The organism is Nostoc piscinale CENA21, from assembly GCF_001298445.1.
Taxonomy (GTDB): Bacteria; Cyanobacteriota; Cyanobacteriia; order Cyanobacteriales; family Nostocaceae; genus Nostoc_B; species Nostoc_B piscinale_A.
The window spans coordinates 1,475,927-1,500,740 of record NZ_CP012036.1; the positions used below are offsets into that span (position 1 = coordinate 1,475,927).

The 24,814-nt window shown below is 41.3% G+C and carries 17 protein-coding genes and 1 pseudogene; 6 read left to right on the forward strand and 12 right to left on the reverse strand.

Annotation, left to right across the window (positions count from 1 at the left end; genetic code table 11):
• Window positions 1-22 precede the first annotated feature (22 nt).
• Window positions 23-652: a restriction endonuclease subunit R gene (locus tag ACX27_RS06530; protein ID WP_062289922.1), complete on the forward strand. Its 630-nt coding sequence runs from the start codon at window positions 23-25 to the stop codon at window positions 650-652.
• A gap of 2 nt (window positions 653-654) precedes the next feature.
• Here ACX27_RS06530 and ACX27_RS06535 read toward each other — a convergent pair whose 3' ends face one another.
• On the reverse strand, window positions 655-2,304 hold the full coding sequence (locus tag ACX27_RS06535) for a dipeptide ABC transporter ATP-binding protein (protein ID WP_062289924.1): 1,650 nt from the start codon (window positions 2,302-2,304) through the stop codon (window positions 655-657).
• A 194-nt stretch (window positions 2,305-2,498) separates the two neighbouring features.
• The gene (gene psbA, locus ACX27_RS06540; protein WP_062289928.1) at window positions 2,499-3,581 is read right to left on the reverse strand and encodes a photosystem II q(b) protein; all 1,083 of its coding nucleotides are present in this window, start codon (window positions 3,579-3,581) and stop codon (window positions 2,499-2,501) included.
• Window positions 3,582-3,926: 345 nt separating this feature from the next.
• Here psbA and ACX27_RS06545 point away from each other — a divergent pair, with 345 nt between their 5' ends.
• Complete coding sequence (locus ACX27_RS06545; RefSeq protein ID WP_062289932.1) at window positions 3,927-4,622, forward strand: response regulator transcription factor; 696 nt, start codon at window positions 3,927-3,929, stop codon at window positions 4,620-4,622.
• Between the two features lie 781 nt (window positions 4,623-5,403).
• Here the strand turns inward: ACX27_RS06545 and ACX27_RS06550 are convergent.
• Window positions 5,404-5,685 (reverse strand): Npun_R1517 family heterocyst differentiation transcriptional regulator, encoded by a 282-nt coding sequence (locus ACX27_RS06550; protein ID WP_062289935.1) that lies wholly within the window; start codon window positions 5,683-5,685, stop codon window positions 5,404-5,406.
• Window positions 5,686-6,603: 918 nt separating this feature from the next.
• Between ACX27_RS06550 and ndhM the strand changes: the two genes are divergently transcribed.
• The 4 genes from ndhM (at window position 6,604) to ACX27_RS06570 (ending at window position 12,778) form a co-directional block, all read left to right on the forward strand.
• Window positions 6,604-6,960 carry an NAD(P)H-quinone oxidoreductase subunit M gene (gene ndhM / locus ACX27_RS06555; protein WP_062289938.1) on the forward strand — a complete coding sequence of 119 codons (357 nt, stop codon included), beginning with the start codon at window positions 6,604-6,606 and terminating at the stop codon, window positions 6,958-6,960.
• 1,072 nt (window positions 6,961-8,032) lie between these two features.
• Window positions 8,033-10,213, forward strand: coding sequence for a PP2C family protein-serine/threonine phosphatase (locus ACX27_RS06560; protein WP_062289941.1), 2,181 nt, complete (start codon window positions 8,033-8,035; stop codon window positions 10,211-10,213).
• A 166-nt stretch (window positions 10,214-10,379) separates the two neighbouring features.
• A complete protein-coding gene (locus ACX27_RS06565) occupies window positions 10,380-11,957 on the forward strand; it encodes a CHAT domain-containing protein (protein ID WP_062289944.1) in 1,578 nt (525 codons plus the stop codon).
• A 173-nt stretch (window positions 11,958-12,130) separates the two neighbouring features.
• Complete coding sequence (locus ACX27_RS06570; RefSeq protein ID WP_062289947.1) at window positions 12,131-12,778, forward strand: hypothetical protein; 648 nt, start codon at window positions 12,131-12,133, stop codon at window positions 12,776-12,778.
• Between the two features lie 230 nt (window positions 12,779-13,008).
• Here ACX27_RS06570 and ACX27_RS06575 read toward each other — a convergent pair whose 3' ends face one another.
• The 9 genes and pseudogenes from ACX27_RS06575 to ntrB form a co-directional block, all read right to left on the reverse strand.
• The gene (locus tag ACX27_RS06575; RefSeq protein ID WP_062289950.1) at window positions 13,009-14,385 is read right to left on the reverse strand and encodes a PrsW family glutamic-type intramembrane protease; all 1,377 of its coding nucleotides are present in this window, start codon (window positions 14,383-14,385) and stop codon (window positions 13,009-13,011) included.
• A 452-nt stretch (window positions 14,386-14,837) separates the two neighbouring features.
• Window positions 14,838-15,443, reverse strand: a complete 606-nt coding sequence (locus tag ACX27_RS06580) for a DJ-1/PfpI family protein (protein WP_062289953.1) — start codon at window positions 15,441-15,443, stop codon at window positions 14,838-14,840.
• Between the two features lie 147 nt (window positions 15,444-15,590).
• A pseudogene (locus ACX27_RS06585) lies at window positions 15,591-16,034 on the reverse strand (nitrate reductase associated protein); the annotation flags it as partial.
• 195 nt (window positions 16,035-16,229) lie between these two features.
• Window positions 16,230-16,688 carry a phosphate-starvation-inducible PsiE family protein gene (locus tag ACX27_RS06590; protein ID WP_062289960.1) on the reverse strand — a complete coding sequence of 153 codons (459 nt, stop codon included), beginning with the start codon at window positions 16,686-16,688 and terminating at the stop codon, window positions 16,230-16,232.
• A gap of 203 nt (window positions 16,689-16,891) precedes the next feature.
• Window positions 16,892-19,099, reverse strand: coding sequence for a molybdopterin oxidoreductase family protein (locus ACX27_RS06595; protein ID WP_062289963.1), 2,208 nt, complete (start codon window positions 19,097-19,099; stop codon window positions 16,892-16,894).
• A 188-nt stretch (window positions 19,100-19,287) separates the two neighbouring features.
• On the reverse strand, window positions 19,288-20,787 hold the full coding sequence (locus ACX27_RS06600; protein ID WP_062289966.1) for a NarK family nitrate/nitrite MFS transporter: 1,500 nt from the start codon (window positions 20,785-20,787) through the stop codon (window positions 19,288-19,290).
• A 64-nt stretch (window positions 20,788-20,851) separates the two neighbouring features.
• Window positions 20,852-21,685: a nitrate ABC transporter ATP-binding protein gene (locus ACX27_RS06605; RefSeq protein WP_062289969.1), complete on the reverse strand. Its 834-nt coding sequence runs from the start codon at window positions 21,683-21,685 to the stop codon at window positions 20,852-20,854.
• A gap of 150 nt (window positions 21,686-21,835) precedes the next feature.
• On the reverse strand, window positions 21,836-23,821 hold the full coding sequence (locus tag ACX27_RS06610; protein WP_062289971.1) for an ABC transporter ATP-binding/substrate-binding protein: 1,986 nt from the start codon (window positions 23,819-23,821) through the stop codon (window positions 21,836-21,838).
• Between the two features lie 101 nt (window positions 23,822-23,922).
• Window positions 23,923-24,762, reverse strand: a complete 840-nt coding sequence (gene ntrB / locus ACX27_RS06615; protein ID WP_062289974.1) for a nitrate ABC transporter permease — start codon at window positions 24,760-24,762, stop codon at window positions 23,923-23,925.
• Window positions 24,763-24,814 lie beyond the last annotated feature (52 nt).

Here is a 24,814-nt window from a genome sequence, read left to right on the forward strand (position 1 = left end):
GCAATAATCGAGAGACATATAAATGGTAAAAACAATCGCTGCGGAGAAGATAACGCTCTATGATTTGGAGCAGCGGTTCAAATTGCAACAAACTGAAGACGAGTCATTTTTCTCTGAATGGCAAGAAAGTTTACCTGAGCTAACAGATATAGAAAAACAGCGACTTGCAAGAGTAGAAGCCATAGTTGCTAATTTAGAGCGGCGTTCAGTCCTAGAAAATACAGTTAAGCTGGCTGTGGTAGCTCCCTTGTTGGATTTAGCCGGACTGTTTTTGCCTCCATTTTACGTCAGCACAGAAGACTCAGTAGAAGTTGTTGCTACTGATGAGGACATTTTAGTCCGGGGGCGAATCGATGTCCTAGTTCTCAAAGAACAACTTTGGGTGTTAGTGATTGAGTCAAAGCGGGCAGAATTTTCACCAAAGGTCGGTATTCCCCAAGTATTGTCCTATATGCTGGCGGCTCCCAATGGTACACGCCCTCGTTATGGACTTGTTACCAATGGCACAGATTTCATATTTGTGAAACTTGTTTGTCAAGATGTGCCAAGATACGGGCGATCGCGCCAATTTATCTTAGGACAAGATCATGACCTATATCGAGTGCTACAAGTCATAAAGCGATTGGCTGAAATTGTTGGACAAGAAAAATAGAATTAAGTCCGAGCTAATAAGGGAGCTGCGGCTAATAAAGTTTGAGTATAAGGATGCTGTGGATTGGCAAAAATTTGTTTTGTCGGGCCGAGTTCGACGATTTTACCGCCATTCATCACCGCAATGCGATCGCACAAAAATCTCGCTAACCACAAATCATGAGTAATAAAGAGATAAGTTAATTCAAATTCTGCTTTTAACTGCAACATCAAATCTAAAACTTGTGATTGCACACTGGCATCTAACATACTCACTGGTTCATCGCAAATTAACAGTTTAGGACGAGTAATTAAAGCCCGTGCGATCGCCACCCGTTGTTGTTGTCCGCCCGATAAATCTGACGGAAAACGTTGATAATAAACTTCTGGCGGTGTTAAACCGACTTTTTGCAACATCCACAAGACTTCTTCTTTGGCTTTTGCTGCATCGGCAAGATTATGAATTAACAAAGGATCACCTATACTCTGCCCCACAGTCATCGCCGGATTTAAACAAGCATGGGGATCTTGAAACACCATTTGCATCTGTCGGCGGGAAGAGCGAATTTCTTGACGTGATAGCTTGGTTAAATCTTGTCCCAAAAATTCTACCTTGCCAGATGTCGGCCGAATTAACTGTAAGATAGTCCGCGACAATGTGCTTTTACCACAGCCCGATTCCCCTACTAAACCTAAAATTTCTCCCGGAAATAGTTCCAGGTTAATTCCATCTACAGCTTTGATTGTTTGACTTTCCGCTTTAAACAGTCGTTCTATCAAGTTAGGTTCTATTGTGTAGTGTTGCTGGAGTTCTGTAACTCGTAAAAGTGGTGATTGACTATCAAGTGTTGGTTGTGAATTATCTTCTCCACTTTCATCCACAGCTTGAATATGCAAAGCTGCTTGCAAAAGCGATCGCGTATATTCATGTTGAGGATTACCAAATACCGATGTAGTCGCCCCCATTTCTACCATTTTGCCGTTGTACATTACGCCGATGCGGCCGCAATATTCTGCCACCATTGCCAAATCGTGAGAAATCAGTAACAGTGCCATATTTTCTTCCGCACAGAGACGGGTTAATTCTTGTAAAATCTGCGCGGAGACAGTGACATCTAAACTAGTGGTAGGTTCATCAGCCACAATTAACTTAGGATTTAGGAGGAGAGCAAGAGCGATCGCTACTCGTTGTCGCATTCCACCGCTAAACTCATGTGGATACTGATTCCAGCGACTCGCCGGAATTTTCACCTTTTCCAACGTCGCCAGTGCTTTTTCTTTCGCTTCCTTGGCTGATAGTTCTGGTGAATGTGCTTGCAAAGTTTCCAGACAATGTTTACCAATCGTCATCAATGGATCAAGGCGTGTCATTGGGTCTTGGAAAATCAGTGCTACCGCTTCACCGCGAAATTTCCGCAACTGAGGTAATGTTAAATCAAATACTGACTGCCCTTGAAAGGTTACTCGTCCATCAACTCTGCTAGATGGCGGTAGCAGCCGCATTGCTGCCCGTCCTAACGTAGATTTACCGCAACCAGACTCCCCTACCAGACCCATTCTTTCCCCTGGTTGCAGTGTAAAAGATACATCATCAACTGCCCATCTGAGTTCTTCCCCGCTACGCTGAGGATAGGCAACTCGTAAATTTTCTATACAAAATAAAGCTTCACTCATATTTATTCATCAGCCCAAAGCTACCAGCTAGAATAATTTCAAATTTTAGCTAGTGTATCAAATTCCCTAAAGTTCCTGTTCCCATTGACTGATAAAAACTCCGCGTCACTCTGCGTTTTTACCCCAAACCAAAAAGGCGCTCCCCGTGAAGAGAGCGCCTTTGATTATTTAGTGATGACTTCTATCTGAGCAAATTAGCCATTGATAGCAGGAGCAGAGATTGCAACAGGAGCTTGCTCACCAGCAGCCAAGTCTAAGGGGAAGTTGTGAGCGTTACGCTCGTGCATGACTTCCATACCCAAGTTAGCGCGGTTGATGATGTCAGCCCAGGTGTTGATGACGCGACCTTGAGAGTCAATCACTGATTGGTTGAAGTTGAAACCGTTCAGGTTGAACGCCATTGTGCTTACGCCCAACGCTGTGAACCAGATTCCGATTACAGGCCATGCAGCTAGGAAGAAGTGCAAGGAACGGCTGTTGTTGAAGGACGCGTATTGGAAGATTAAGCGACCGAAGTAACCGTGTGCTGCAACGATGTTGTAGGTTTCTTCTTCTTGACCGAATTTGTAACCGTAGTTTTGGGATTCGTTTTCGGTTGTTTCACGAACTAAGGAGGAAGTTACCAAGGAACCGTGCATTGCGGAGAACAGAGAACCGCCGAATACACCAGCCACACCAAGCATGTGGAAGGGGTGCATCAGGATGTTGTGTTCTGCTTGGAACACGATCATGAAGTTGAAGGTACCACTGATTCCCAAGGGCATACCGTCAGAGAAGGAACCTTGTCCGATGGGGTAAATCAAGAATACTGCGGTAGCAGCCGCTACGGGAGCGGAGAATGCTAGGCAGATCCAAGGACGCATTCCCAAGCGGTAAGACAATTCCCACTCACGTCCTAAGTAGCAGAATACGCCAATCAGGAAGTGGAATATTACTAGTTGGTATGGGCCACCGTTGTACAACCACTCATCAAGAGATGCTGCTTCCCAAATTGGGTAGAAGTGTAATCCAATTGCGTTAGAAGAAGGAACAACTGCACCGGAGATGATGTTGTTTCCGTAGAGTAAGGAACCTGCTACTGGTTCACGGATACCATCGATGTCTACGGGGGGTGCGGCGATGAAGGCGATTACGAAGCAGGTGGTTGCAGCTAGCAAGGTTGGGATCATTAATACGCCGAACCAGCCAATATACAGGCGGTTGTTGGTGCTGGTGATCCAGTTGCAGAACTGCTCCCATACGTTGGCGCTACGGCGCTGTTGTAAGGTTGCTGTCATGTCTTTATGATTGCTTTGTTATGTATGTTTCAGGTGTTTTCACCTGTTGTTACATATCTTAATCAAGATTGTTGCGGTTTGTAAAGTATTCTGAGGAAAGATTTACTAAATAAATGTATAAATAAAATTTATAACTGCTGGAGTTAGATTGACGTTGGTAATTTTAAGCATAAAAACGAAAAATCAAGGGTTGAGGAGAAGATGAAGGATTATAGAGGTACAGGGAGTGGTTTATGTATAGGACTAAGATTTATAGAAATTACGCAATAACTCTCTCAAACTCTTATAACTATTGGCTGCCAACTTTCGCTAAATTGGAAAAAGGTAGACTTAAGGAAGTGTTAAATGTCAGCACAACTGTTACTGGTAGATGATGAACCAGGATTGAGAGAAGCTGTGAAGGATTACTTACAAGAAAGCGGCTTTAGTGTTCAAGTTGCCAGTAATGCCCGTGAAGGCTGGGAGTTGATGGAACAGAACACACCTGATTTAGTGATTTCTGATATTATGATGCCCCAAGTGGATGGCTATCAGTTTTTGAAGCAATTGAGAGAAGATCCACGCTTTCAATCACTACCCGTTGTCTTCTTAACTGCTAAGGGTATGACAGGCGATCGCATTCAAGGCTATCAAGCAGGTGTTGACGCATATCTACCAAAGCCTTTTGATCCAGATGAGTTAGTAGCAATAGTAGAAAACTTACTTGCTCGTCGTCTTGTTAAGCCTACGTTTACAGGTGAAGACAGTGAAACTCCGGACATTGCCGAATTAGCCAATCAAATCGCGCAAATTAAAGCTCTGTTAACACAAAGAAGTGCGATCGCTCAATCTCCTGCTCCCTTCAAAATTGACTTGACCCCTAGAGAGCAAAGTGTTTTAAACTTGGTAGCTGAAGGGCTGATGAATAAAGAAATTGCTCGTCGCTTAGAGACCAGTGTTCGGAATGTAGAAAAATACGTGAGCCGCTTGTTCAGCAAAACTGGCACCAATAGCCGTACAGAATTAGTTCGTTTTGCACTAGAACACGGTTTAGCTAAGTAAAAATTTGGAGTAATTTTGGGATTTTTCAGTCTCAATTAAGAACTAATACCTTTTCCAGCCATCTTAATTAAGACTCATTGCTGAACCAAAATTTGTATTCAGAAAACTTAATATTGGGAAACTACACAACACAATCACTTCACGCTTAAACATGACACAACCAGGAGCTTTGATGATCAGCAAACTCCTGGTTGAAAAGTCTATAAAAATACATTGCTAATACTGTCATAAACAAGTATTTTGCCAAACTGGAAAGGTAATATCATTTTGAACTTGAGATTTTAGATTTTGGAAGGGTGGATTGGTAAGCAGTTCCGTAATCTAGCTTTCGTAATCATTTTCCCAGTTGGTGTAACTTTTTGAGTCTCGCGTTCTACCCAAATTATTCAAGTACATCAGACATCAATCAATATCTGCCAGATATTTTGGACTACTGAGATAGTCAACAGCTATAGATTCATCCTGAATGCTATCTCTTGCCAAAGCGACACCCTGGTGAGAAAAATTTTGCAGGTAGATAAATCTTCCTAAACTGTAAGCATCAAATTATTGGTTAGCAGCCTATCTTTTTCCTTGATGTCAAGATTGGAGCTACTTTTAGATGCTTGATGAAGTTTTTGTAAGGCAACATAAATTAAGCTTGCAGCTTGGTAGTGAGGTTACAAACCAACTTCATGATGCTATGGCATAGCACAGGGAATGAGCGAACTGCAAAAATTACCTTAATTATGCTTTATTCATTAACTATCGCTATTCAATTGCTGGAGAGCTTAATAACTGACTATTGAGTGTTATCAGCAGCATTCCGTAAGCGCATCAGTTGACGACGCATTTGGGGCGAGGCCTTAAATTCTGAGACTTCCTGAGCTTTCACAGAGGCTTGCAGTGTCTCTAAAAAGTCATCAGAACCTTCAGTTAAAGCGTCTAGTAGTACTTGCAACAGTTGCTCGCGATCGCCCAGGAGGCTCTTTTCCTCAATCAATCGGAATTTGAGATGAATCTCGCATTCATAAACACCGACTTCAATATTATTTATTTGGCGTGGTAATGCTTTTGAGTTCATAAGTTTTGCGGATTTTTTTACTTGGTAGCCATGAAATTGAGGAACTATTATCCTCAGCAAACATCCTTTATCTTTTTTTTTGAATCTATACCGCTGTAATTTAAGATTTTTCAACTTATCTCGTTCTGGGTTTCATTTTGATCTCCTATATTTTTTCTAGCTAGTCTTGCACATCTGAAGTTGTAATCTTCTTCTACCAGAACTGGTTTAGGTAAACCATCACTATTATTCAGTTTTTAAGATTCTATACAATAAAGTTTCTGTAAGAAGTTGTTCTACCTTTTTAAAGGTTTTTACATCAACTTCATCTTAACGTCAATAACAGTTCGAGTTTTTACTGAGTTTTTAGTAATTATACGTAAGTAAAATCGCTGTATTTTTTCAATTTAATTAACCCTAGAGGAAGCTTCACCATAATTACGTGAAAACACTTGATGTTAGTTTTTTTCACCAATAATTTCAGGAGATTTTGATGAATAAATTTATTAAGAGTCAAATGTTGATTCTAAGTAGAGAAATATACAGCGTTAGGCAACTTATTTTAAGTATAAAAGTCATAATTTATCTGCATCAAAAACCTGCAACTTTGTGTATTGTGCAAACGGAAACCGCGGCGGTGAAACTCCGGTAGTCAAAAATCAAGTAAGAACTGACGTATAAAAATCAAAGATTAGCAGTTTAAGTAATGGTATGTAGGTATAAATGAGTGATCTACACAAAAAATAAGTTCGGCACTACTAGCAATAGACACACTCAAAAATCTCACCCAAAAATGAGTAAGCAAGAGGCAGATGTATGGGGAGAATAACAATTAACTACTGATGAATTAATGAAAGCTTATGGATAGACCAGATTTTAGGGCTGGGCAACCGTCTACAATGATTTCAGTGTAATCAACTGAAACCTTTACACCATTCTATGGACAACCCAATGCTGCTCAAGTCCACAACCCGGCATATCCGCATTTTTGCGGCAGAAATTGACCGGGATGGCGAACTAGTTCCCAGTAATCAAGTTTTAACGTTGGATGTTGACCCAGACAACGAATTTAATTGGAATGAAGATGCTCTACAAAAAATTTATCGTAAATTTGACGAATTGGTAGAATCTTCTAGTGGTGCAGACCTGACAGACTATAACTTACGCCGCATTGGTTCAGATTTGGAGCATTATCTGCGATCGCTCCTCCAAAAAGGCGAAATCAGCTACAATCTATCTGCTCGCGTTACAAATTACAGTATGGGAGTTCCCCAAGTGGCTGTAGACGATAAGTAGTAGCAACCTGTACAGCAAGCACAGAGGTACAAATTAATAGTGATGAAGACTTTGCATCCTTAGCCGCCAGAATAAAAGTTGTCAGACTCAGCTTTGGTTGGTGGGTGCATAAGTCTGATTATTCAATAGTCAAGAGATAGGAGTGAGAATACACGTCACTCCTATCTCTTTAGAGATGTCAATTTGCCGCTGCTATATTTCACTTAATAATCGATATATATTCATCAAGCTATGTTTGGAAACCATCTCTTAGAAAATAAAAATTTTTACTTTTTTAACAGTTAGCAAAATTACATCGTTTGATAGAAGACAAAATCATCAGAATTAAGATACCAAAACCCAGAAGTCAGAATTTAGAGGTGATTTCACAATTTTTTCTGGTTCTTGTCACTATTATGACTTCTGCATTCTGAGTGATGCTTTCTTACATAACAACTCTATCCACAATTATTGAACTGGAGTACTGGAAGATTTCTGACTCTTCACTGAGAGGGTAAAACAAAAATTTTTCAGATCCTGGCCTTAGCAGAGTAATAACTGCAATTTAGCTAGTTTAACAACTAACTTTTTAATTCTTAAATAAAATTAATTTACAGTTTGTAACTGATCAGCCCATATAGTTCAGTAAAGCACATCAGCTTAGTTTAAATTGAGGTTTATTACCTAGGTTGCTAGGCAAATTTGGAGATTTTTAACTTTAAATAAACCATATTGACTTATAAATTAAAGAAACGGTTGTATTATGTAGGGCTTTCTAATGCTCTAATTAACTCAAAGCATCCAATTACAGATAAGTAAAGGTTAAGCTTTGTTGACAGGTTGAAAGTTAGTTGCACTGGCAACGGAAAGTCACAGAACAATAAAAGTTATGATGAGGCTGTAGAATTGGCCAAGGAGTGTGATATTTGCATAAATTCTCTCAATTAAGTATTAGCATTGACTGGTGTTTCCCAGCTAGAATCATGATCCCCAGTGGGATATATCTGTCTGTTTGCAGAAACAAGAGCAGCCTAGTACTGCTCACTGCCTATGGTTTTGAAGAAATTGCCAATCGCTAATCAGTGCGAACACTATGGAAAATGATGCGGCAACCCTCTACTGCCCAAATGAACTTTGTCAGGCTGCCAATCCCCTGACTCATAAGTTTTGTCAACGATGTTCCACACCCTTACCCAAACGATATCTCTGGGTTGTGGGTGATGTTCTAAATGTGGGTAGTCCTGGAGAAATATTAGCCGATCGCTATTTAGTCCTGAATAAATCTGTTGTTTTAGATACTAAGCCTGGATTACTCCCTCAAGGATTAGAAACAGACAACTTACAAACAATAAGAGCTTATTTGAGATTAATTCCCTACCGCTTACATATACCGCAGGTGTATGGAGTACTGTCTTTCAAAGATGGACGCTCTCGCAAAGAAATTTTACTTTTAGAAAAACCGCCTTTATTCACAGAACCAACGACAGACGCTCAATTAAGGTTGTGTCCGCAGTTAACTACTGCCTGGCGCAATGCAACCTCCATACGTCAACTGAATTGGCTCTGGCAATTAGGACATCTCTGGCAGCCTTTGGTGAGTGAAGGTGTTGCTTCTAGCTTACTGGAAGCTCACTTGTTAAGGGTGGAAGGGTCTTTAGTCCGCTTGTTAGAATTGCGTTTTGACACTGCAACACCAAAATTATCTGACTTAGGAGAATTTTGGCAGCAGTTAATACCAGATACCAAACCAGTCATTGCAGAATTTGTTAACCAAGTTAGTAATTATCTGATTAACGGAGAAATCAATTCTGCGGAAGTGCTAATCTCAGTTTTAGACAAGGGATTAGCAGAATTAGGCGAGTTACAATCGCCGAAAATTAAAATTATCACCAAAACGGACACTGGCCCAAAACGCCAACGCAACGAAGATGCCTGTTATCCACCAAGTGGCACAATGTTGAGTAAACCGCCGCAAGCTACAGCATTGGCTATTGTCTGTGATGGCATTGGTGGACATGAAGGTGGTAATGTCGCATCTAATTTAGCAATTGACACCATTCAGCAACAAGTTCAACAACTCACTAAAGTTCCTTACAACCATATAGACCCCTCACTCCTGCTGGCAGACTTAGAGCAAGCTGTGGCAGTTGCTAATGATAAAATTAGCCAGCGCAATGACAGTGAAAATCGCCAGGGGAGAAAACGTATGGGTACAACCTTGGTGATGGCATTACCAGTAGCACATGAGATGTATATTACCCATGTTGGTGATAGTCGTGCTTATTGGATTACACGGGATGGTTGCTACCAAGTTACTTTGGATGATGATGTTGCTTCTAGGGAAGTACGCTTGGGATATGCCATTTACCGGGAAGCAGTGCAGCAGAGTGGTTCGGGTTCCTTGGTTCAGGCATTAGGGATGAGTTCTAGTGCGGCATTACATCCAACAGCACAGAGGTTTATTCTGGATGAAGATGCTGTGTTTCTGTTGACATCTGATGGCTTAAGTGACTTTGACCGTGTGGAAGAATACTGGGAAACAGAAATTTTACCAATTTTGACAGAAGAAACAGATTTAGTCACAGTTGCTGATAAATTGCTGGAAATTGCCAACACCAAAAATGGCCACGATAATGTGACGATCGCTTTAGTTCATTATCAAGTTAAATATGTTGAGCCAGAACTGACTTTGAAAGCGGCTATTGTTGAGCGTCCCACTACAACCTCGCAAATTCCGCCTAAACCCCTGCAACCAACTTTATTAGAAGACATATCTGAGCAAAAAACTTTAATTCCTGAAGATAAGCCTAGTTCTCTTCAACAACTGCCACTGCATTTGATTGTGCCAATGATTATTGCGATCGCCGCAGGTTCTTTAGGGCTGCTGGTGCGTGGACTGTTTATGTCATCACCATTATTAACTAAAGATCCTATTCCTACTATACAGCCAACTCCTACTGCCACAAATGAGCGATCGCTCAATAACCTGGCTCCTGGTTGGGTAATTACGAATAGCCAAGAAATTACCTTGGATGATCAGAAGTTAGAAGGTGGTCGTTTTCTGCAAGTGGTTGAAGTCGAACCAGGAGATACAGCCAATACTCAGGAATCTGTAGTTAAATTGCGGCTTTGTCCTTCAGGAAATACAGCATCTCCTCTACCTGAAAAACCACTGCGAGTTAAATTAGCCCAACTGCAACGTCAAGGCATTTCTGTACTCCAAGGCAACGAAACCAGTAGTTGCGACACCTTATCTCAGCCATCAGATAGTTAAACTCCTGCATCTACCAAGGTGAAAATGCAACAAATACTCGATAAACTTGTAAAAGCCTGGAATAATACATTTAATAACTAGATTCAAAATTTCCAGGCGAAGAGTTTTCCTCACGGAAAATTGTTATCGCAAGTCCTTGGTTTCTACCTTTTAATTTAAAGAACCCATGCCATCCCTGAACTTAGCGATCGCCCGTCTCATCAATACTGGCACAGATAGCTTTGCCATTTGGGTGGTCAAAGCTCCCTACCCTAGTGGCTATGTTCTGCGTGACTGTGTATGGCCTGCTGAACTGAATCAAATTTGGCAAGAGTGGCAGCAAATGTTTGCTGGACACAGTGGTTTAAATGTTACAGCCAACACAGCGCCTCAACCTGCTAACCCACTCGCGTTGAATTTAGGTACCACTAATTCTGGTCACATGCCCGGTTACGGTGGTCGTCTAATGCAATACTTAGGTCTGTATTTGTGGCGCTGGGTATTTGACGGGCCAATTCTCAGCAGTCTCGAACGCAGTTGTGGAATTGCAATGGGACAGCATACACGTTTGCGCTTTCAAATCGAAATTCGTGACCCAGATTTGATTGCTTTACCTTGGGAAATTATGCAGCGTCAACCCGGACAATCAGCGATTTCGCTTTCTCAGGACTTGCTATTTAGTCGTACCACTAGTGAAGTTGAACCACTGCCATTTTTACGTACAGATCAGGCCTTAAATATCTTGTTGGTATTAGGTCATGATGAAAACTTGGAACTAGAACAAGAAGCAAGTATTTTGCAACAAATCTTGGAGAATCAGCCGCAAATCAACCGCAATTATTCTGGGTTCGCTCCTTGTATGGTTAAAACCCTGATTCAACCCACACCGCAAGATTTGATTCAAGAATTAGAAACTAAAGCTTACAATATATTTTTTTACGCTGGTCATGGCTTGCCAGGGCCAGATGGAGGATTGTTATTTTTGCGTCCTGATAAGACGCTCAATGGCATAGAATTGGCGCAAGTCTTAAATCGGAGTGGTTTGAAATTAGCTGTTTTTAATGCTTGTTGGGGAGCGCAACCAGCAGCAGTCAATCACCAAGCAATCCCCGCCAGCAGTTTAGCAGAAGTCCTCATTCGACATGGTGTACCAGCCGTTTTAGGAATGCGGGATGTGATTGCTGACCATGAAAGTCACAGTTTCATTAAAGCTTTTGCTGAGGCTTTGCGATCGCGCAAACCTATTGATGAAGCTGTGGCAGAAGCTCGCCAAGAAATGTTAACACTGTATAAGTTCAACCAACCTGCTTGGACTTTACCAGTTCTGTATTTACATCCAGATTTCAATGGTGAACTTGTTAAAAGCATTGATGAAGGAATTACAGAGTTACCAGATATTTCAATTATTAATGTAAATCGTGTTACTTCTAGAGCTTGTTTGCGATCGCTCTCCCCAGGAGGTAGAACTTGGTTTTTACGTGCCGGTGTAACTCGCATTGGTCGCACTCAAGACAACGATATTATAATTCCTGAACCATCAGTTTCTAAGCGTCATGCCGAAATTTTATGTCGTAATACTTATGCTGGTAATACTCCAGTACAAACTTATTATTTACAGGATCTCTCAACTTACGGTACAACTTGGTGTCTGAGTGCTAATGGCTGGCAACAAATTCTGCGGGAAGAAGTACCATTACAATCTGGAGCCAAGTTAAAGTTTGGTAATTCTGGCAGCGAAACATGGGAGTTTATTATTGAAAATTAAGCCTTCTTTCAGAATAAAAATTACAGTGAACTGTATACTTCACGCTTTATGCTGACTTTATGAATTTTTTCCGATTCAATTACTAAATAAAAATCAGATTCATTTTTGCGGAAATTCTAATTTCCAACTTGTAGCAGTCAGTACTGCTAAATAATTCATCAGGAGTCAACACAATGATTAACAAATTCGACAATTCCAACAATATCCCATCGTCGCCCACTCAAGCTGAATTAGAATTCCTCGAATTACTGCTAAAACCAGAAGATGTGGCTTATCCTTGGAATCCTGCCGATGAGCAATCTGAAGCATATTTTGATGAATTAGAACAGCAGTTTGCGATGCAAGATGTCCTAGAGGAAGAACTACATACTAGATCCCAGTCTTTTTACGCCAAACTAGATGGGTTATGGGCTCAGGTGACAAACTGTGCTGATTACAAATGTAATACAAAAGTCAGCATTTTTGACAGTCTTTGTGAAACTTTACATAGTACCTTTGCGGCTGGTGTACCCACAGGTTGGTTAAATGAGATCGCGCGAAAAGCTACAGAAGTTACAGCTATGCAGCAATCAATCAGCGAACAACTAGTGCAATGTGTTCAAACAGTATTACCTGCATGGGAAACCGATGATATAGAAGTTTTTGCTCGACCTTATGCTTATGCGATGCGTAGTAGCGACAAGCCAAACCTGACATCAGTTATGAATAAAATTAAAAACCGAGATTGGGCAACTTTATCAGAAATTGAGCAAGCTAAAGTGAGTGTGGCGATCGCTTACTATGCACTCAGACAACTAGACAAGTTAGAGACAGAAGCTTAATGAGAACTTGTTCAGACTTTCTATCTATAAACCGAGGTTAAATCTCTGTTGATAGTGTGAACTTTGCTGAAGTGAAAGTTTAGATATGAGCTTGACTTTAGCTAATATACTCCCAGAATAAAATCAAACTAAGACAATCTTCCCAACAAAGCAATCTATCTTGAGATAGAAAAAACTGGGCAGAAAGCAGATTTACGACTTCTACCCTGAGCTTCGAGATTTGCAAATATTTATTTAGGGCCGAGAAAGCGAGTAGCAAAATTTTGCGATCGCGTTGGTGATAATGCCCTGGCCTTTAAAATTGCTGCCATTAACACAGCGTAAGCTAAAACTCCAACCACAACTAATAAAAAAGCATTAATCGAACCCAGCGCATTCCATAAAGCATGAAGTACAGATGCACTTAAGTAGCCAATAGAAAGAATTTGCCAACTCTTACTGGGTTTGAGAACAGCTAACCCAATAAAATATCCGAGATAGCCACTGTAAGCCATGTGACCCGCAACAGAACCTAAAACGCGTGGAATTAGCAATTGTAACCCAGCCAATTGACCAGCCGCACCAATACCAACTTGTTGACTCACATTTTGAGTAATATCTGGCACATACTGTCCCAGAGTTTCCAAAAGTGTGAAACCCAAAGCCGAAGCTGTGCCGAGAAGAATACCATCCAGAGGTTCCCACACACCAATATTTTCTCTCCAAGGTGAAGGTAATTTACTGCCGATGAAATATGCTCCTAATATTGGCAAAGCCTTGAGCAATTCTTCCATCAACCCTGCACCAAAGAACATTCGGATGAAAAGTTCTGTAATCGTAGCATCTTGAGCGGCGGCTAAGTTCCCTGGCAAGACCACCCGAAAAATAAAGATAAATAAATCTAAGATTGGACTTAGCAAAATTAAAGCTGTAGTCAGCGCCGTACCAATGAGAACCCACCAAGGTTTGGACTTACCACAAAGTTGATAAACGAAGTAATAAACCACAAAGCCAATGTAACTGGCTACAATAACTTGGTTAGCCTGGGGTCTACCAACAGTAGCAAACATCAGCACTACAAAAACTACTGTGAGAATTCCAGGGACAAGGTAAGCTTTACGAGTTAAATCCTTACCAGTAGAAATAATCGGAAAAAGCTGTGTAAAGCTAACTGAATCAGGCTGTTTGATTTGGGTATGGTTTTGAAAGTTAGCAGCAGAAGGCAATGATGCACTTTGTTTTGTCATCATTGTGGCTTGAGGTATCAAGTCATACTCAAAAATAAATTGTGGCCCATCACTACCTAAACCAATGCGATCGCCTGACTGTAATTCTTGACATCCATAAAAACGTTTACCATTGAGATAAGTACCATTAGCACTGTTTAAATCGCAAATTACCCAAGTAAATTTATTATCTGGAGATGAAGAGAGAGGGCGAACCGCAGCATGACGACGAGATACCATTCGATACATCATGGCATCCAAGACAACCTGACAGCTGGGGTCACGTCCAATTACCATCTCTTTACTTGCGTGTAGCGGGTAACGAGATTCTGAACCAAAAGCTGCTGCATTACCAGACACCAGCCGCAGAAAAGCGTTATGTCTTGCGTTTTTGCCTGTCATCGAGTTAGAGTGTCTTCCCAAACTAATTCATAAAATATTCTGGCAGAATGACTTAACCTTAGTCATACCGACAGCAGAATTGCTAAATCCACTATAGCTTTAGTTTCTGCTCAGAAATTCAAAATTTTCTCATGCAAAATTTAAAATTATCTAACTTAATATTGACAAGCATTATGGCTATTTTTAGTGTCTTATGTGCCTGTTTGCTGGTAAATATTTCTCATAATACATAGATTTTATGTTATGCAAAGCCCACAGCCAAAAAATGTGCAGTAATAGCTGAAATTTTTAGTAGTGTTTGCAACATTATTGAGACATTTATGCAATCTCATTTTTTAAAAGGAAACAGGCAACTGGCTCCCTATAGTTAAAATATAGGTAGCCAGTTGCGGTGGAGAGGTTTCCCAACATCAGCAAACTGGCGTGGTATCAGGCTTGACTAATTTTGTATTTCATCCTGAAACTTTGGCAATTTCTGGATGTTCAATTTTAGTGCCAAGTACTTTGAGAAACTCAGCCAGCCAACGGGAATGTGCAGGCCAAGCTGGTGCTGTAACTAAGTTTCCGTCTACTATCGCTTCATCAACTGGGATTTGGACATAATTACCACCAGCTGCACGCACATCTGGACTACAAGCTGGATAAGCTGTACAATTTTTGCCTTGCAGCACATCAGCCGCAGCTAACAACTGTAAGCCATGACAAATAGCAGCAATAGGCTTATTCGTTTGAGCAAAATGACGAGTAATTTCTAATACCTGTTGATTTAAGCGGATATATTCTGGTGCGCGTCCTCCAGGTATAACTAGTGCATCATAAGTATTAACATTTACCTCAGCAAAAGTAGCGTTTAAAGTAAAGTTGTGTCCAGGTTTTTCAGTATAAGTTTGGTCGCCTTCAAAATCATGAACTGCGGTTCTGACTTTTTCACCAGCTTTTTTGTCTGGACAAACAGCGTGAACAGTGTGTCCTACCATTTGCAACGCTTGGAAGGGAACCATCACTTCATAATCTTCAACAAAATCGCCTACCAGCATCAAGATTTTTTTAGCCACCATGTTTTGTTATCCTTTTCGTTAATGGTCATTTTTTATTGGTTAACGGTACTTAAAAAAATAAATGATCTAATTTATTTACTCAAAAAAACTGATATCTCCCTTTTCCCCCTTGTCTCTAGATGATGTGGAGTGTGAACTACAGATTCATTAAAGCAGATGAAATTCTGCTATGGCATGGGGAAAATTTTTATTTTCATGGCTGGGACGGCTGAGTTTAATCAAGGCAAATCGTTGCAAGGGAGTTAAAGCCGCCCACTGTTCTAAACTCAAGTTGACACCTAGTTCTTGAGCTTTTTCTTGTAAAGTAATTGGGATAGTACTAGAGTCCATCCAAGCAGGATAAGCATCTACAGGTAGTTGTCCTACAGGTGTACCTGTTTTTTCTAAAATTAATTGTTGGAGATATTCTCTGTAAGCGTCAATTTCTGTTTGTGTAGTGCAGGGTAATTCTAGTATGGCTTCACGCTCATCTTGAGTCATTTGTAACCAATCTGATAGCTTGAGTTTAATTCCGCAAGTATCTAATTTATATCTAACTTGCATTGGGATGCAGCGCAGAGAAGTTACAAAATCTGCTTCAAATTTAAAAAAAAGTTGCCATGTTTTAAATCATAAAGAACTTGTAGCAGTGCTATTTGATAAACGCACAAAATAGACAAGAGAGATGAAGGAGAGAAATATTTGTAAACTATTGAGTATTGATAGAGTCTAGATGATTATTATATCTTTATGTAAGTATAAAAATTATTTCTAACTAATATAAATACCTGTTAAATATGAATAAATTTAATGAGATTGTTTGGAATTACTAGAACGAATGATTAAATAACTGATTGATAAAGCTAATATAGCAATTCCTAAACCAATTATATCAATACCTGTGACTTTTTCTAAGTCAAGAATAATGATTTTACGAGCAACAGCAATTAAAGAAGTGACGATAACTAATTCTACTTGAAATACGTGTTTGCGTAGGTAAGCTGTGATATTTTCGAGGATTTCTAAGGCAATTAGGATATTTAAGAACAATCCAAATATTTTAAATAATGTTGTATTGAATTTACCATAAGGAGTATCAAATAACTCTTTAATCAAAAAAGCACCTAAATCTCCGATCGCTACTAATATTACTAGCACCATTAACACAGATAAGACCTTAGAAACTATTACCTCGACGTTTTCGATAACGTGCATAAAGCCTTCATCGGTAAATACTCCGAAGATATTTTTGAATAGTTTTTTCATCTGCTGCATCCTGGTTTTAGTTCAACAAGCAATTGGTAACAAGGCAGATATAGTCAGTAAATATCAAGAATTAAGACATAATTTCTTGATGTCTGCTATAGTCAAGATTCAAGGATGAATGTTGTCAATCTTTACCATTGACTAGTATCTATTGATTTAATTACTCAATTACCAATTTATTGTTTAAGGATATACCAAGCAGATCACCATTGTGACGATTGGAGTTGATAATTTTTGCTTGTAACTTCTCTAGAAATTGGTGCTAGTTGTACTGCACAAGCTTTTAACTCTGGTTGTAAAGAATCTGGGCAAGATTCGGGATGGGTGAGGGCGTTAGCTTCGGCATCATTTGCCCAAAGTGCGCCCCAGTGCATAGGGACAAATACAGTACCAGGTGCGATCGCCTTAGTCACTTTTGCGGGAAAATGAGCTTGACCACGACGCGATCGCACTTCTATTACCTGATTATCGGTAATTCCTAACTTAGCCGCATCACGGGGATGAATTTCAATAAATGGTTCGGGGTACATCGAGCGAATTTTTTCGATGCGACCAGTACGAGTTTGTGTGTGCCAATGTCCGTAAAGTCTGCCTGTAGTTAACACAAATGGATAATTGGGGTCTGGTAATTCTGCCAAACCTTTGGAGTAATACGCCCCGAACCGCGCCCGTCCATCAGAGGTGTGAAAGCGTAAATCTGTGTATAGGCGTTTGGAAGCATTAGGAAGTGGGGAATGGGGAAATTCATGACTCCCCACTTCTGGATGTGGCCAGTGCGTCGGCCCTTGTTTGCGTAATTGTTCATGACTAATACCCGACATATCGCATGGACGATTTTTTGTTAGTTGAACAAACTCGGCGTAAACTTCGGCAGAGTTAGCAAAGTTAAACTTATCGGCAAAACCTAACCGTCGTCCGACTTCCGCGAAAATTTCCCAGTCGGCTTTGGCTTCTCTCGGTGGTTGGCGGAATGCTGGACACAGGGTGACTCGGCGTTCAGAATTGGTCATTATGCCAGTTTTTTCACCCCACTGGGCAGCAGGTAACAACACATGGGCATAAGCGGCGGTTTCTGTGGGATAGTATGCGTCTTGGTAAATTGTGAAAGGCGATCGCAATAACGCTTTCTTGGTGCGTTCCAAATCTGGCATACTTACAGCTGGGTTAGTAGCTGCAATCCACAGTACACCTACATCACCAGTTTCTAAACCTGTAATCATATCCCAAGCAGTCAAACCAGGAGTAGGAGAAATTTGTCCCCGCTTCAGTCCCCAAAAATCTTCTACTTCGGCGCGATGCTGGTCATTTTTAACCAAGCGATAACCGGGTAATAAATGTGATAAACCTCCGGCTTCTCTACCTCCCATCGCATTTGGTTGACCTGTTAACGAAAACGGCCCCGCCCCTGGCTTACCGATTTGTCCTGTCATCAGGTGCAGGTTAATGATAGTTCTAACCTTGGCTGTACCTTCACTTGATTGGTTGACACCCATCGACCACAAAGACAGCACCCGTTGTGACTGACCCCAATAACGGGCGGCTGTTTCTAAATCTTCAATACTGATTCCACATTGACGTGCTGCAACTTCTGGTGGATAGTGGCGAATAACTTCTGCGTATGCAGAGAAATTGCTGGTACAGTCATCGATAAACATCGTGTCAATGTAGTTCCAACGCATTAATAAATGGGCGATACCATTTAACAAATCAATGTCTGTACCGGGACGAATTGCTAAATGTAAATCTGCGGCTTCAGCGGTGGGTGTGCGACGCGGATCAACCACAACCATTTTCATCTTGCGGTTTTTTTTGTGGTATTTTTCCAGTCGGTTAAAAATAATGGGATGGCATTCTGCTGTGTTAGTACCAATTAAAAATGCACAATCAGTTAACTCTAAATCTTCGTAACAGCAAGGCGGGCCATCAGCACCAAAACTTTGAATATATCCAGATACAGCACTGGACATACATAAGCGTGAATTCGCATCAAAATTGTTAGTTCCTAAACAGCCTTTCAAAAGTTTTTGGGCGGTGTAATAGTCCTCAGTTTGAAACTGACCAGAACCATACATACAAATAGCTTCTGGCCCTTGGGTGAAGCGCACAGTTTGGATGCGTTTAGTGATGAGATCAAAAGCTTCATCCCAACTAACTCGCCGGAACTCTTGATCTAAAGAATCCCGCACCATTGGGTAATGTAATCTATTTTTATCTAAAGATTCAGCGATCGTTGCACCTTTAACACAAACCATACCCTGACTAGAAGGGTGAGATTTGTCGCCTCTTACCCGCCAAGTCGGATTTCCTTGACTATCACGATTAGTTGCTTTACCGTGTTGTGCTGGTGGCGAAACTTCTAGACCACAGCCAACACCACAATAAGGACAAAGAGTTTTAGTAAATTCACTCATGTAGCTACACCACTTTTGATTTTTGGAGGCTAGATACAGATAATTCATCTGTGTTCATCTGTGGTTTTTATAAAAACAATTTTGATGATTATTAATAGAAAATAACAATTAACCGCTGATGTACACAGATAAAACAAAAAGCAAGAGGATGAAATTATTTAGATAATTTCATCCTTGATTTTTTGGGTTTATTCCTCAGCTAAAATTGCAGATTGTTGAGTTGAATGTTCTGGTGATTCTTCAGGCGCACCAGCAAAAGAACCTTGCGGTTCTTTGAGGAAGAAAGCACACATAAAAGCACAAATCATTGCTGCTATACCCATTGTGGAAAATAGGGTTGGTGCATCGGTTAAGCTGAAAATTGTGAGGTAAACTACACCACCGAAATTACCGTAAGCTCCGACGTTGCCAGCAATTTGTCCGGTGGCTTCTTTTTTGATTAGGGGAACAATACCGTAAGTTGCACCGCAGCCAGCTTGGGCAAAATAGGCACAAATCATAGTTACTGCGATCGCCAGCCCAATTGGCCAGTTACCATTAATAAAATGTGCCATCAAATAGCCAACACCAATGCCAGCCGAAATAATGGTCATCGTCCATTTGCGAGAACCAAATTTATCAGAAATTACGCCACCGCTAGGACGAGAAACTAAGTTTAAAAATGGATAAGTAGCGGCAATCATGCCTGCAACTACGTGTTCTAAACCAAAGGTTTTTTCAAAGAAGGCGGGCAGCATGGAAACAGCTGCTAATTCTGAACCAAAGTTAGTTACGTAAGTAAATTCGAGTATTGCAACTTGGCTGAAGTTAAAGCGTTGTGCAGGCGCGTAAGTTTTCTTACCTGTTAATAGTTCTTTGTTGACTTCATAAGCTTTGTAAGTTTGGTAAGCAAATAATCCTGCTAATACAAACCAAACTAAATACATTTGACCCAGAGTCAAAAAGTGAATATTCTTTTGCTCTAAGCGCCAAGCTAATAAACCGAGGGCGAATATCAAACCAAAATTGGAGACAATCATCGCCCAGAAACTTTTGACGCTGGTGACTTCTAAAGCACCATTTTTCTTAGGGCGCTTGTAGACTTTGCCAGCAGGCGTATCTTGAACAGTGTTGAAGTAAATCACGCCATAGATAGCGGCAATGATACCAGTAAGAGCGATCGCCAACCGCCAGTTAGAAGCACCACCAGCCAAAAAGCTAGTAGCAACAGCAATCATTGGTAAGGCAAATTCTGCACCAAAAGCCCCAAAATTTCCCCAACCGCCGTAAATCCCCTGTGCGCTTCCCATCTCTTTCGGCGGGAACCATTCAGCTACCATCCGGATACCAACAACGAACCCGGAACCGACAATTCCCATTAACAAGCGGCTGATGACTAATTGATTAAAGTCTTGAGATAACGCTGTAGCTAAACAGGGAACAGCCGCAAACATCAACAATATCGAATAAGTAATCCTGGGGCCGAAACGGTCTAACAGCATCCCAATGATTAGCCGCGCTGGAATCGTTAAAGCAAGGTTGCAGATTCCTAGAGTTTTAATTTGCTCAGGTGCTAAATGTAGTTGCTTGCCAATGGTGGTAGCAAACGGAGCAAAGTTAAACCAACAGACAAAGGTCAGAAAAAAGGCAAACCAAGTCTGGTGTAAGATGCGGTAACGATCCCTGAATGAAAATAAATTTTTTAGCATTAGATTTCAAACCTTTTACGGTTGGGTTAATTTCAGACTTCAGACTTCACACTTCAGACTTCAGTTATTCCTCATGAGCAAACCGACGATAGAGGAAATCTAGAGCGTAGTTCCGCAGGGTGTAATATTCGGGGTCTTCCATAATGCGGCGACGGTTGCGGGGACGGGCGAAGGGAATCTCTAAAACTTCACCGATTTGAGCGGCTGGGCCATTAGTCATCATCACCACTCTGTCGGCGAGGAACAATGCTTCATCAATGTCGTGAGTAATCATCAGGACGGTAACTTGATGGTCACTCCAGATTTGCAGTAGTTCTTCTTGCAATTCTTCTTTGGTGATTGCGTCTAATGCACCGAAGGGTTCATCCAGAATCAAGACTTTGGGACGAATAGAAAGGGCGCGGGCGATCGCAACTCGCTGTTTCATCCCGCCAGAAATCTGACTCGGTTTCTTATCTGCGGCTTCTGTCAGTCCCACCATTGCTAAGTGTTCTCTAACAATGGCGCGTTTTTCGGCTTGGGGTTTTTTGGGAAATACGGAATCTACAGCTAAATAAACGTTCTCAAAAACACTCAACCAAGGCAGTAAGCAGTAGTTTTGAAATACCATCATCCGGTCTGGGCCTGGTTCGGTGATGGGTTGGTCTTGTAGCATGACAACGCCATCGGTGGGTGTGTTGAACCCGGAAATCATGTTGAGGAGGGTAGATTTACCGCAGCCAGAGTGACCAATTAAGCAGACAAATTCGCCTTCACGAACTTTGAGGTCAATACCATCGAGGACAGTGTAGGGGCCTTCGGGGGTTGGATAAATTTTGCTTACGCCTTCGATGACGAGGAAGTTATCTGCTTTGGTTTGTGGTTGTTGGAGTTGAGTATTTTTGTTTATTATTTGCATGATATTTTTCTGAATTTATTATTTACTCACGCAGAGGAGGCAGCGCGTTGCGGGGGTTCCCCCCGTTGTAGCGACTGCCGTCGCGCAGAGGCGCGGAGAGGATGAGGGAGATGGGAGAGTTACAAAGGACGAATGACAAATGACCAATGATTAAATAAAGACTTCTTCTATACGGATGTCTCGTTTAATTTCTAAGCTTTTGAGGTATTCTAGGGGTTCTGAGGGGTTAAAAACTTTACCATCGAATAAGTGAATCGGGTCGTCGTAGCCGGTATCGAGTAAGCCGAGGTCACGGGCGGCTACACCGAATATGTCTGCACGGCATACTCTTTCGATAACTTCTACCCAGTTTTTAGGGAAGGGTGTTAAGCCCCAGCGTGATAGTTGAGTCACCATCCATAAGATTTCGGTGCGGTTGGGATAGTTGGTTTTGTTGAGGTAAAACTGGTTGTAGGCGGTGAGTGATTGGGGTTGGGTACCATCACCGCGATCGTAGGGATCGGTGAAGCCAGGGCGGACGTATACAGGATTGACGTTGAGGTATTCAGGGCGGCAAATTAAGTCAAGGATTTCCTCGCGGTTGCGGAGGTCATCGCAATATTTACAAGCTTCTAGTAAGGCTTTGATTAAGGCTAGATAAGTTTCGGGATACTGCTGCGCCCAGTCTTCGCGCACACCTAAGACTTTTTTGGGTTGTCCTGACCAAATTTCTAGGGCGGTAGCTGCAATAAAACCGACATCATCATGAACGGCCATGTGACTCCAGGGTTCGCCAGCGCAGTAACCGTCAATGGTTCCGGCTTTAAGTTGAGCGACCATTTCTGTTGGTGCGATCGCAGTTAAACTCACATCTCTATCGGGATCGATCCCGCCAGCTGCCAACCAATAACGCAGAATTAAGTTCTGCATGGATGTGGGATGCACAACTCCCAAGGTCAATATTTGGTCGGGAGCGGCGTTAATGGATGCTTTCAGGTCGCTGAGGTTTCTGACACCTTCGCTATACAATCTTTTACTTAAGGTGATAGCGTTGGCGTTCCGAGAAAGATTGAGGGCGTTGACAACAGGAATTGGTGTTTTACCACCTGCGCCCAAAGTTAGTGCTAAGGGCATCCCTGCAACCATTTGGGCTGCATCTAATCTGCCTTTAGCTACACCTTTGGCGATTTCATTCCAATTGCTTGCACGGCTGAGGGTGATTTCTAAACCATATTGGGCAAAGAAGCCTTTTTCTTGAGCCACGATTAAAGGTGCAGCATCAGTCAAAGGTAGAAAGCCAATTTCTAAGTTGACTTTTTCTAACCCTCTTGGGGATACCGCTACAGGTGCGGCTGTTTGCTGCGCTTGGCGTTTCTTGGCTTGCTTTTGTTGGTTGAGGAAGTAAATCATCTCATTCCGCAGATTGTAGTAACTAGGATGATTAACTACTTCCAAACGTTGACGAGGGCGAGGGATAGGTACTTCGAGGATTTGTCCAATGTGTGCTTCTGGGCCATTGGTGAGCATAACGATGCGATCGCTCAACAATAATGCTTCATCCACATCATGAGTTACCATCACACAGGTAACGTTATGCTCATTGCAGATTTTCATCAATTGCTCTTGCAAACTTCCCCTTGTGAGCGCGTCTAAGGCTCCAAAAGGTTCATCTAACAATAACAACTTCGGACGGATAGCCAAAGCACGAGCGATCGCTACGCGCTGTTTCATCCCGCCAGATAACTCACTGGGACGCTTCTTAGCTGCTAGACGCAAGCCCACCATATCGATATGTTCTTCAATGATAGACAGGCGATCGCTTTTCGACTTATTTTGATAAACCTCATCTACAGCCAAAGCGATATTTTCCCGCACAGTCAACCAGGGAAGCAAAGAGTAATTTTGAAACACCACCATCCGGTCGGGGCTAGGTTCTCTAATCTCCTTACCTTCCAAAGTCACACCGCCAATACTGGCTCTATCTAAACCTGCAATGATGTTAAGTAAGGTAGATTTTCCACAACCAGAATGCCCAATTAACGAAACGAATTCACCTTGGCGGATTTTTAACTCAATATTCTTCAGCGCAATATATTTACCACCATTTGGTAAATCAAAAATTCTATCAACGTGGTCAACTTCAACAAAAGTAGTCATTTGTCATTTGTCCTTTGTCATTTGTTTCTAATACTCGTTCTCTACAAACTCTCTTTCTCTGCGTCTTTGCGATTCGTTTAATAGAGAATATTAACTCTTGACTACTTCTGTTCTGCCACCATCTTACTAGCTATAAAACCTACCAATCTATCCAACATCAACCCCACCAAACCAACATAGATTAGTGCCAGAATAATCTCACTCAAATTAGTTTCTGTAGTTGTATTGTAAGCATCCCAAATAAACGAACCAATACCTACACCACCAACTAACATTTCAGCCGCAACAATTGCTAACCAAGATAAACCAATCCCAATGCGTAATCCTGTAAAAATATAAGGCACAGTAGCCGGAAACACAATTTTAAAGAAATACTTTGGCCCTTTCAGTTTTAAAACTCTGGCTACATTCACATAGTCTTGCGGAATTTGTTGTACACCTACCGTCGTGTTAATAATAATTGGCCAAATCGAGGTAATAAAAATCACAAAAATTGCTGAAGGATTAGCTTGTTGAAATGCTGCCAAAGATATTGGAAGCCAAGCCAGCGGCGGTACAGTTCTTAATACTTGAAATATAGGATCTACGGCGTTATATACAAATTGATTAGCACCAATTAAAATGCCCAATGTAATGCCAACAATTGCTGCTAATGAAAAACCTAAACCTACTCTTCCCAAACTGCTGAGTATTTGCCAACCCAAACCCTTATCACTTTCGCCATTATCAAAAAATGGATGAATAATAAAAGGGTCAAAAGTTTCAGAAAATGTTTCTATTGGGCCAGGTAACTTAAAGCCAGGATTTAAACAAAGCAATTGCCAAACTACTAGAAAAATTGCTAGTGCTACCAAAGGCGGTACAACTTTTTGTGTAATAAATTTATTAATCGCCTTTTGGGGCTTTTTTCTAAATGTGCGATTTCCAGTAATAGCTGTCATTGTTTTATTATTCCGTGGTAATTCAGTGTTACTAAATTTTGTTGTGATAGTT

What these genes read in the sequence shown, in the direction of transcription:
- ACX27_RS06600 (WP_062289966.1), bottom strand. Translation starts at nt 20,787, where the DNA reads ATGCTAAAAAATTTATTTTCATTCAGGGATCGTTACCGCATCTTACAC.
- psbA (WP_062289928.1), bottom strand. Translation starts at nt 3,581, where the DNA reads ATGACAGCAACCTTACAACAGCGCCGTAGCGCCAACGTATGGGAGCAG.
- ACX27_RS06610 (WP_062289971.1), bottom strand. Translation starts at nt 23,821, where the DNA reads ATGACTACTTTTGTTGAAGTTGACCACGTTGATAGAATTTTTGATTTA.
- ACX27_RS06570 (WP_062289947.1), top strand. Translation starts at nt 12,131, where the DNA reads ATGATTAACAAATTCGACAATTCCAACAATATCCCATCGTCGCCCACT.
- ACX27_RS06595 (WP_062289963.1), bottom strand. Translation starts at nt 19,099, where the DNA reads ATGAGTGAATTTACTAAAACTCTTTGTCCTTATTGTGGTGTTGGCTGT.
- ACX27_RS06535 (WP_062289924.1), bottom strand. Translation starts at nt 2,304, where the DNA reads ATGAGTGAAGCTTTATTTTGTATAGAAAATTTACGAGTTGCCTATCCT.
- ACX27_RS06565 (WP_062289944.1), top strand. Translation starts at nt 10,380, where the DNA reads ATGCCATCCCTGAACTTAGCGATCGCCCGTCTCATCAATACTGGCACA.
- ACX27_RS06560 (WP_062289941.1), top strand. Translation starts at nt 8,033, where the DNA reads ATGGAAAATGATGCGGCAACCCTCTACTGCCCAAATGAACTTTGTCAG.
- ACX27_RS06550 (WP_062289935.1), bottom strand. Translation starts at nt 5,685, where the DNA reads ATGAACTCAAAAGCATTACCACGCCAAATAAATAATATTGAAGTCGGT.
- ndhM (WP_062289938.1), top strand. Translation starts at nt 6,604, where the DNA reads ATGGACAACCCAATGCTGCTCAAGTCCACAACCCGGCATATCCGCATT.
- ntrB (WP_062289974.1), bottom strand. Translation starts at nt 24,762, where the DNA reads ATGACAGCTATTACTGGAAATCGCACATTTAGAAAAAAGCCCCAAAAG.
- ACX27_RS06605 (WP_062289969.1), bottom strand. Translation starts at nt 21,685, where the DNA reads ATGCAAATAATAAACAAAAATACTCAACTCCAACAACCACAAACCAAA.
- ACX27_RS06545 (WP_062289932.1), top strand. Translation starts at nt 3,927, where the DNA reads ATGTCAGCACAACTGTTACTGGTAGATGATGAACCAGGATTGAGAGAA.
- ACX27_RS06530 (WP_062289922.1), top strand. Translation starts at nt 23, where the DNA reads ATGGTAAAAACAATCGCTGCGGAGAAGATAACGCTCTATGATTTGGAG.
- ACX27_RS06590 (WP_062289960.1), bottom strand. Translation starts at nt 16,688, where the DNA reads ATGAAAAAACTATTCAAAAATATCTTCGGAGTATTTACCGATGAAGGC.
- ACX27_RS06580 (WP_062289953.1), bottom strand. Translation starts at nt 15,443, where the DNA reads ATGGTGGCTAAAAAAATCTTGATGCTGGTAGGCGATTTTGTTGAAGAT.
- ACX27_RS06575 (WP_062289950.1), bottom strand. Translation starts at nt 14,385, where the DNA reads ATGACAGGCAAAAACGCAAGACATAACGCTTTTCTGCGGCTGGTGTCT.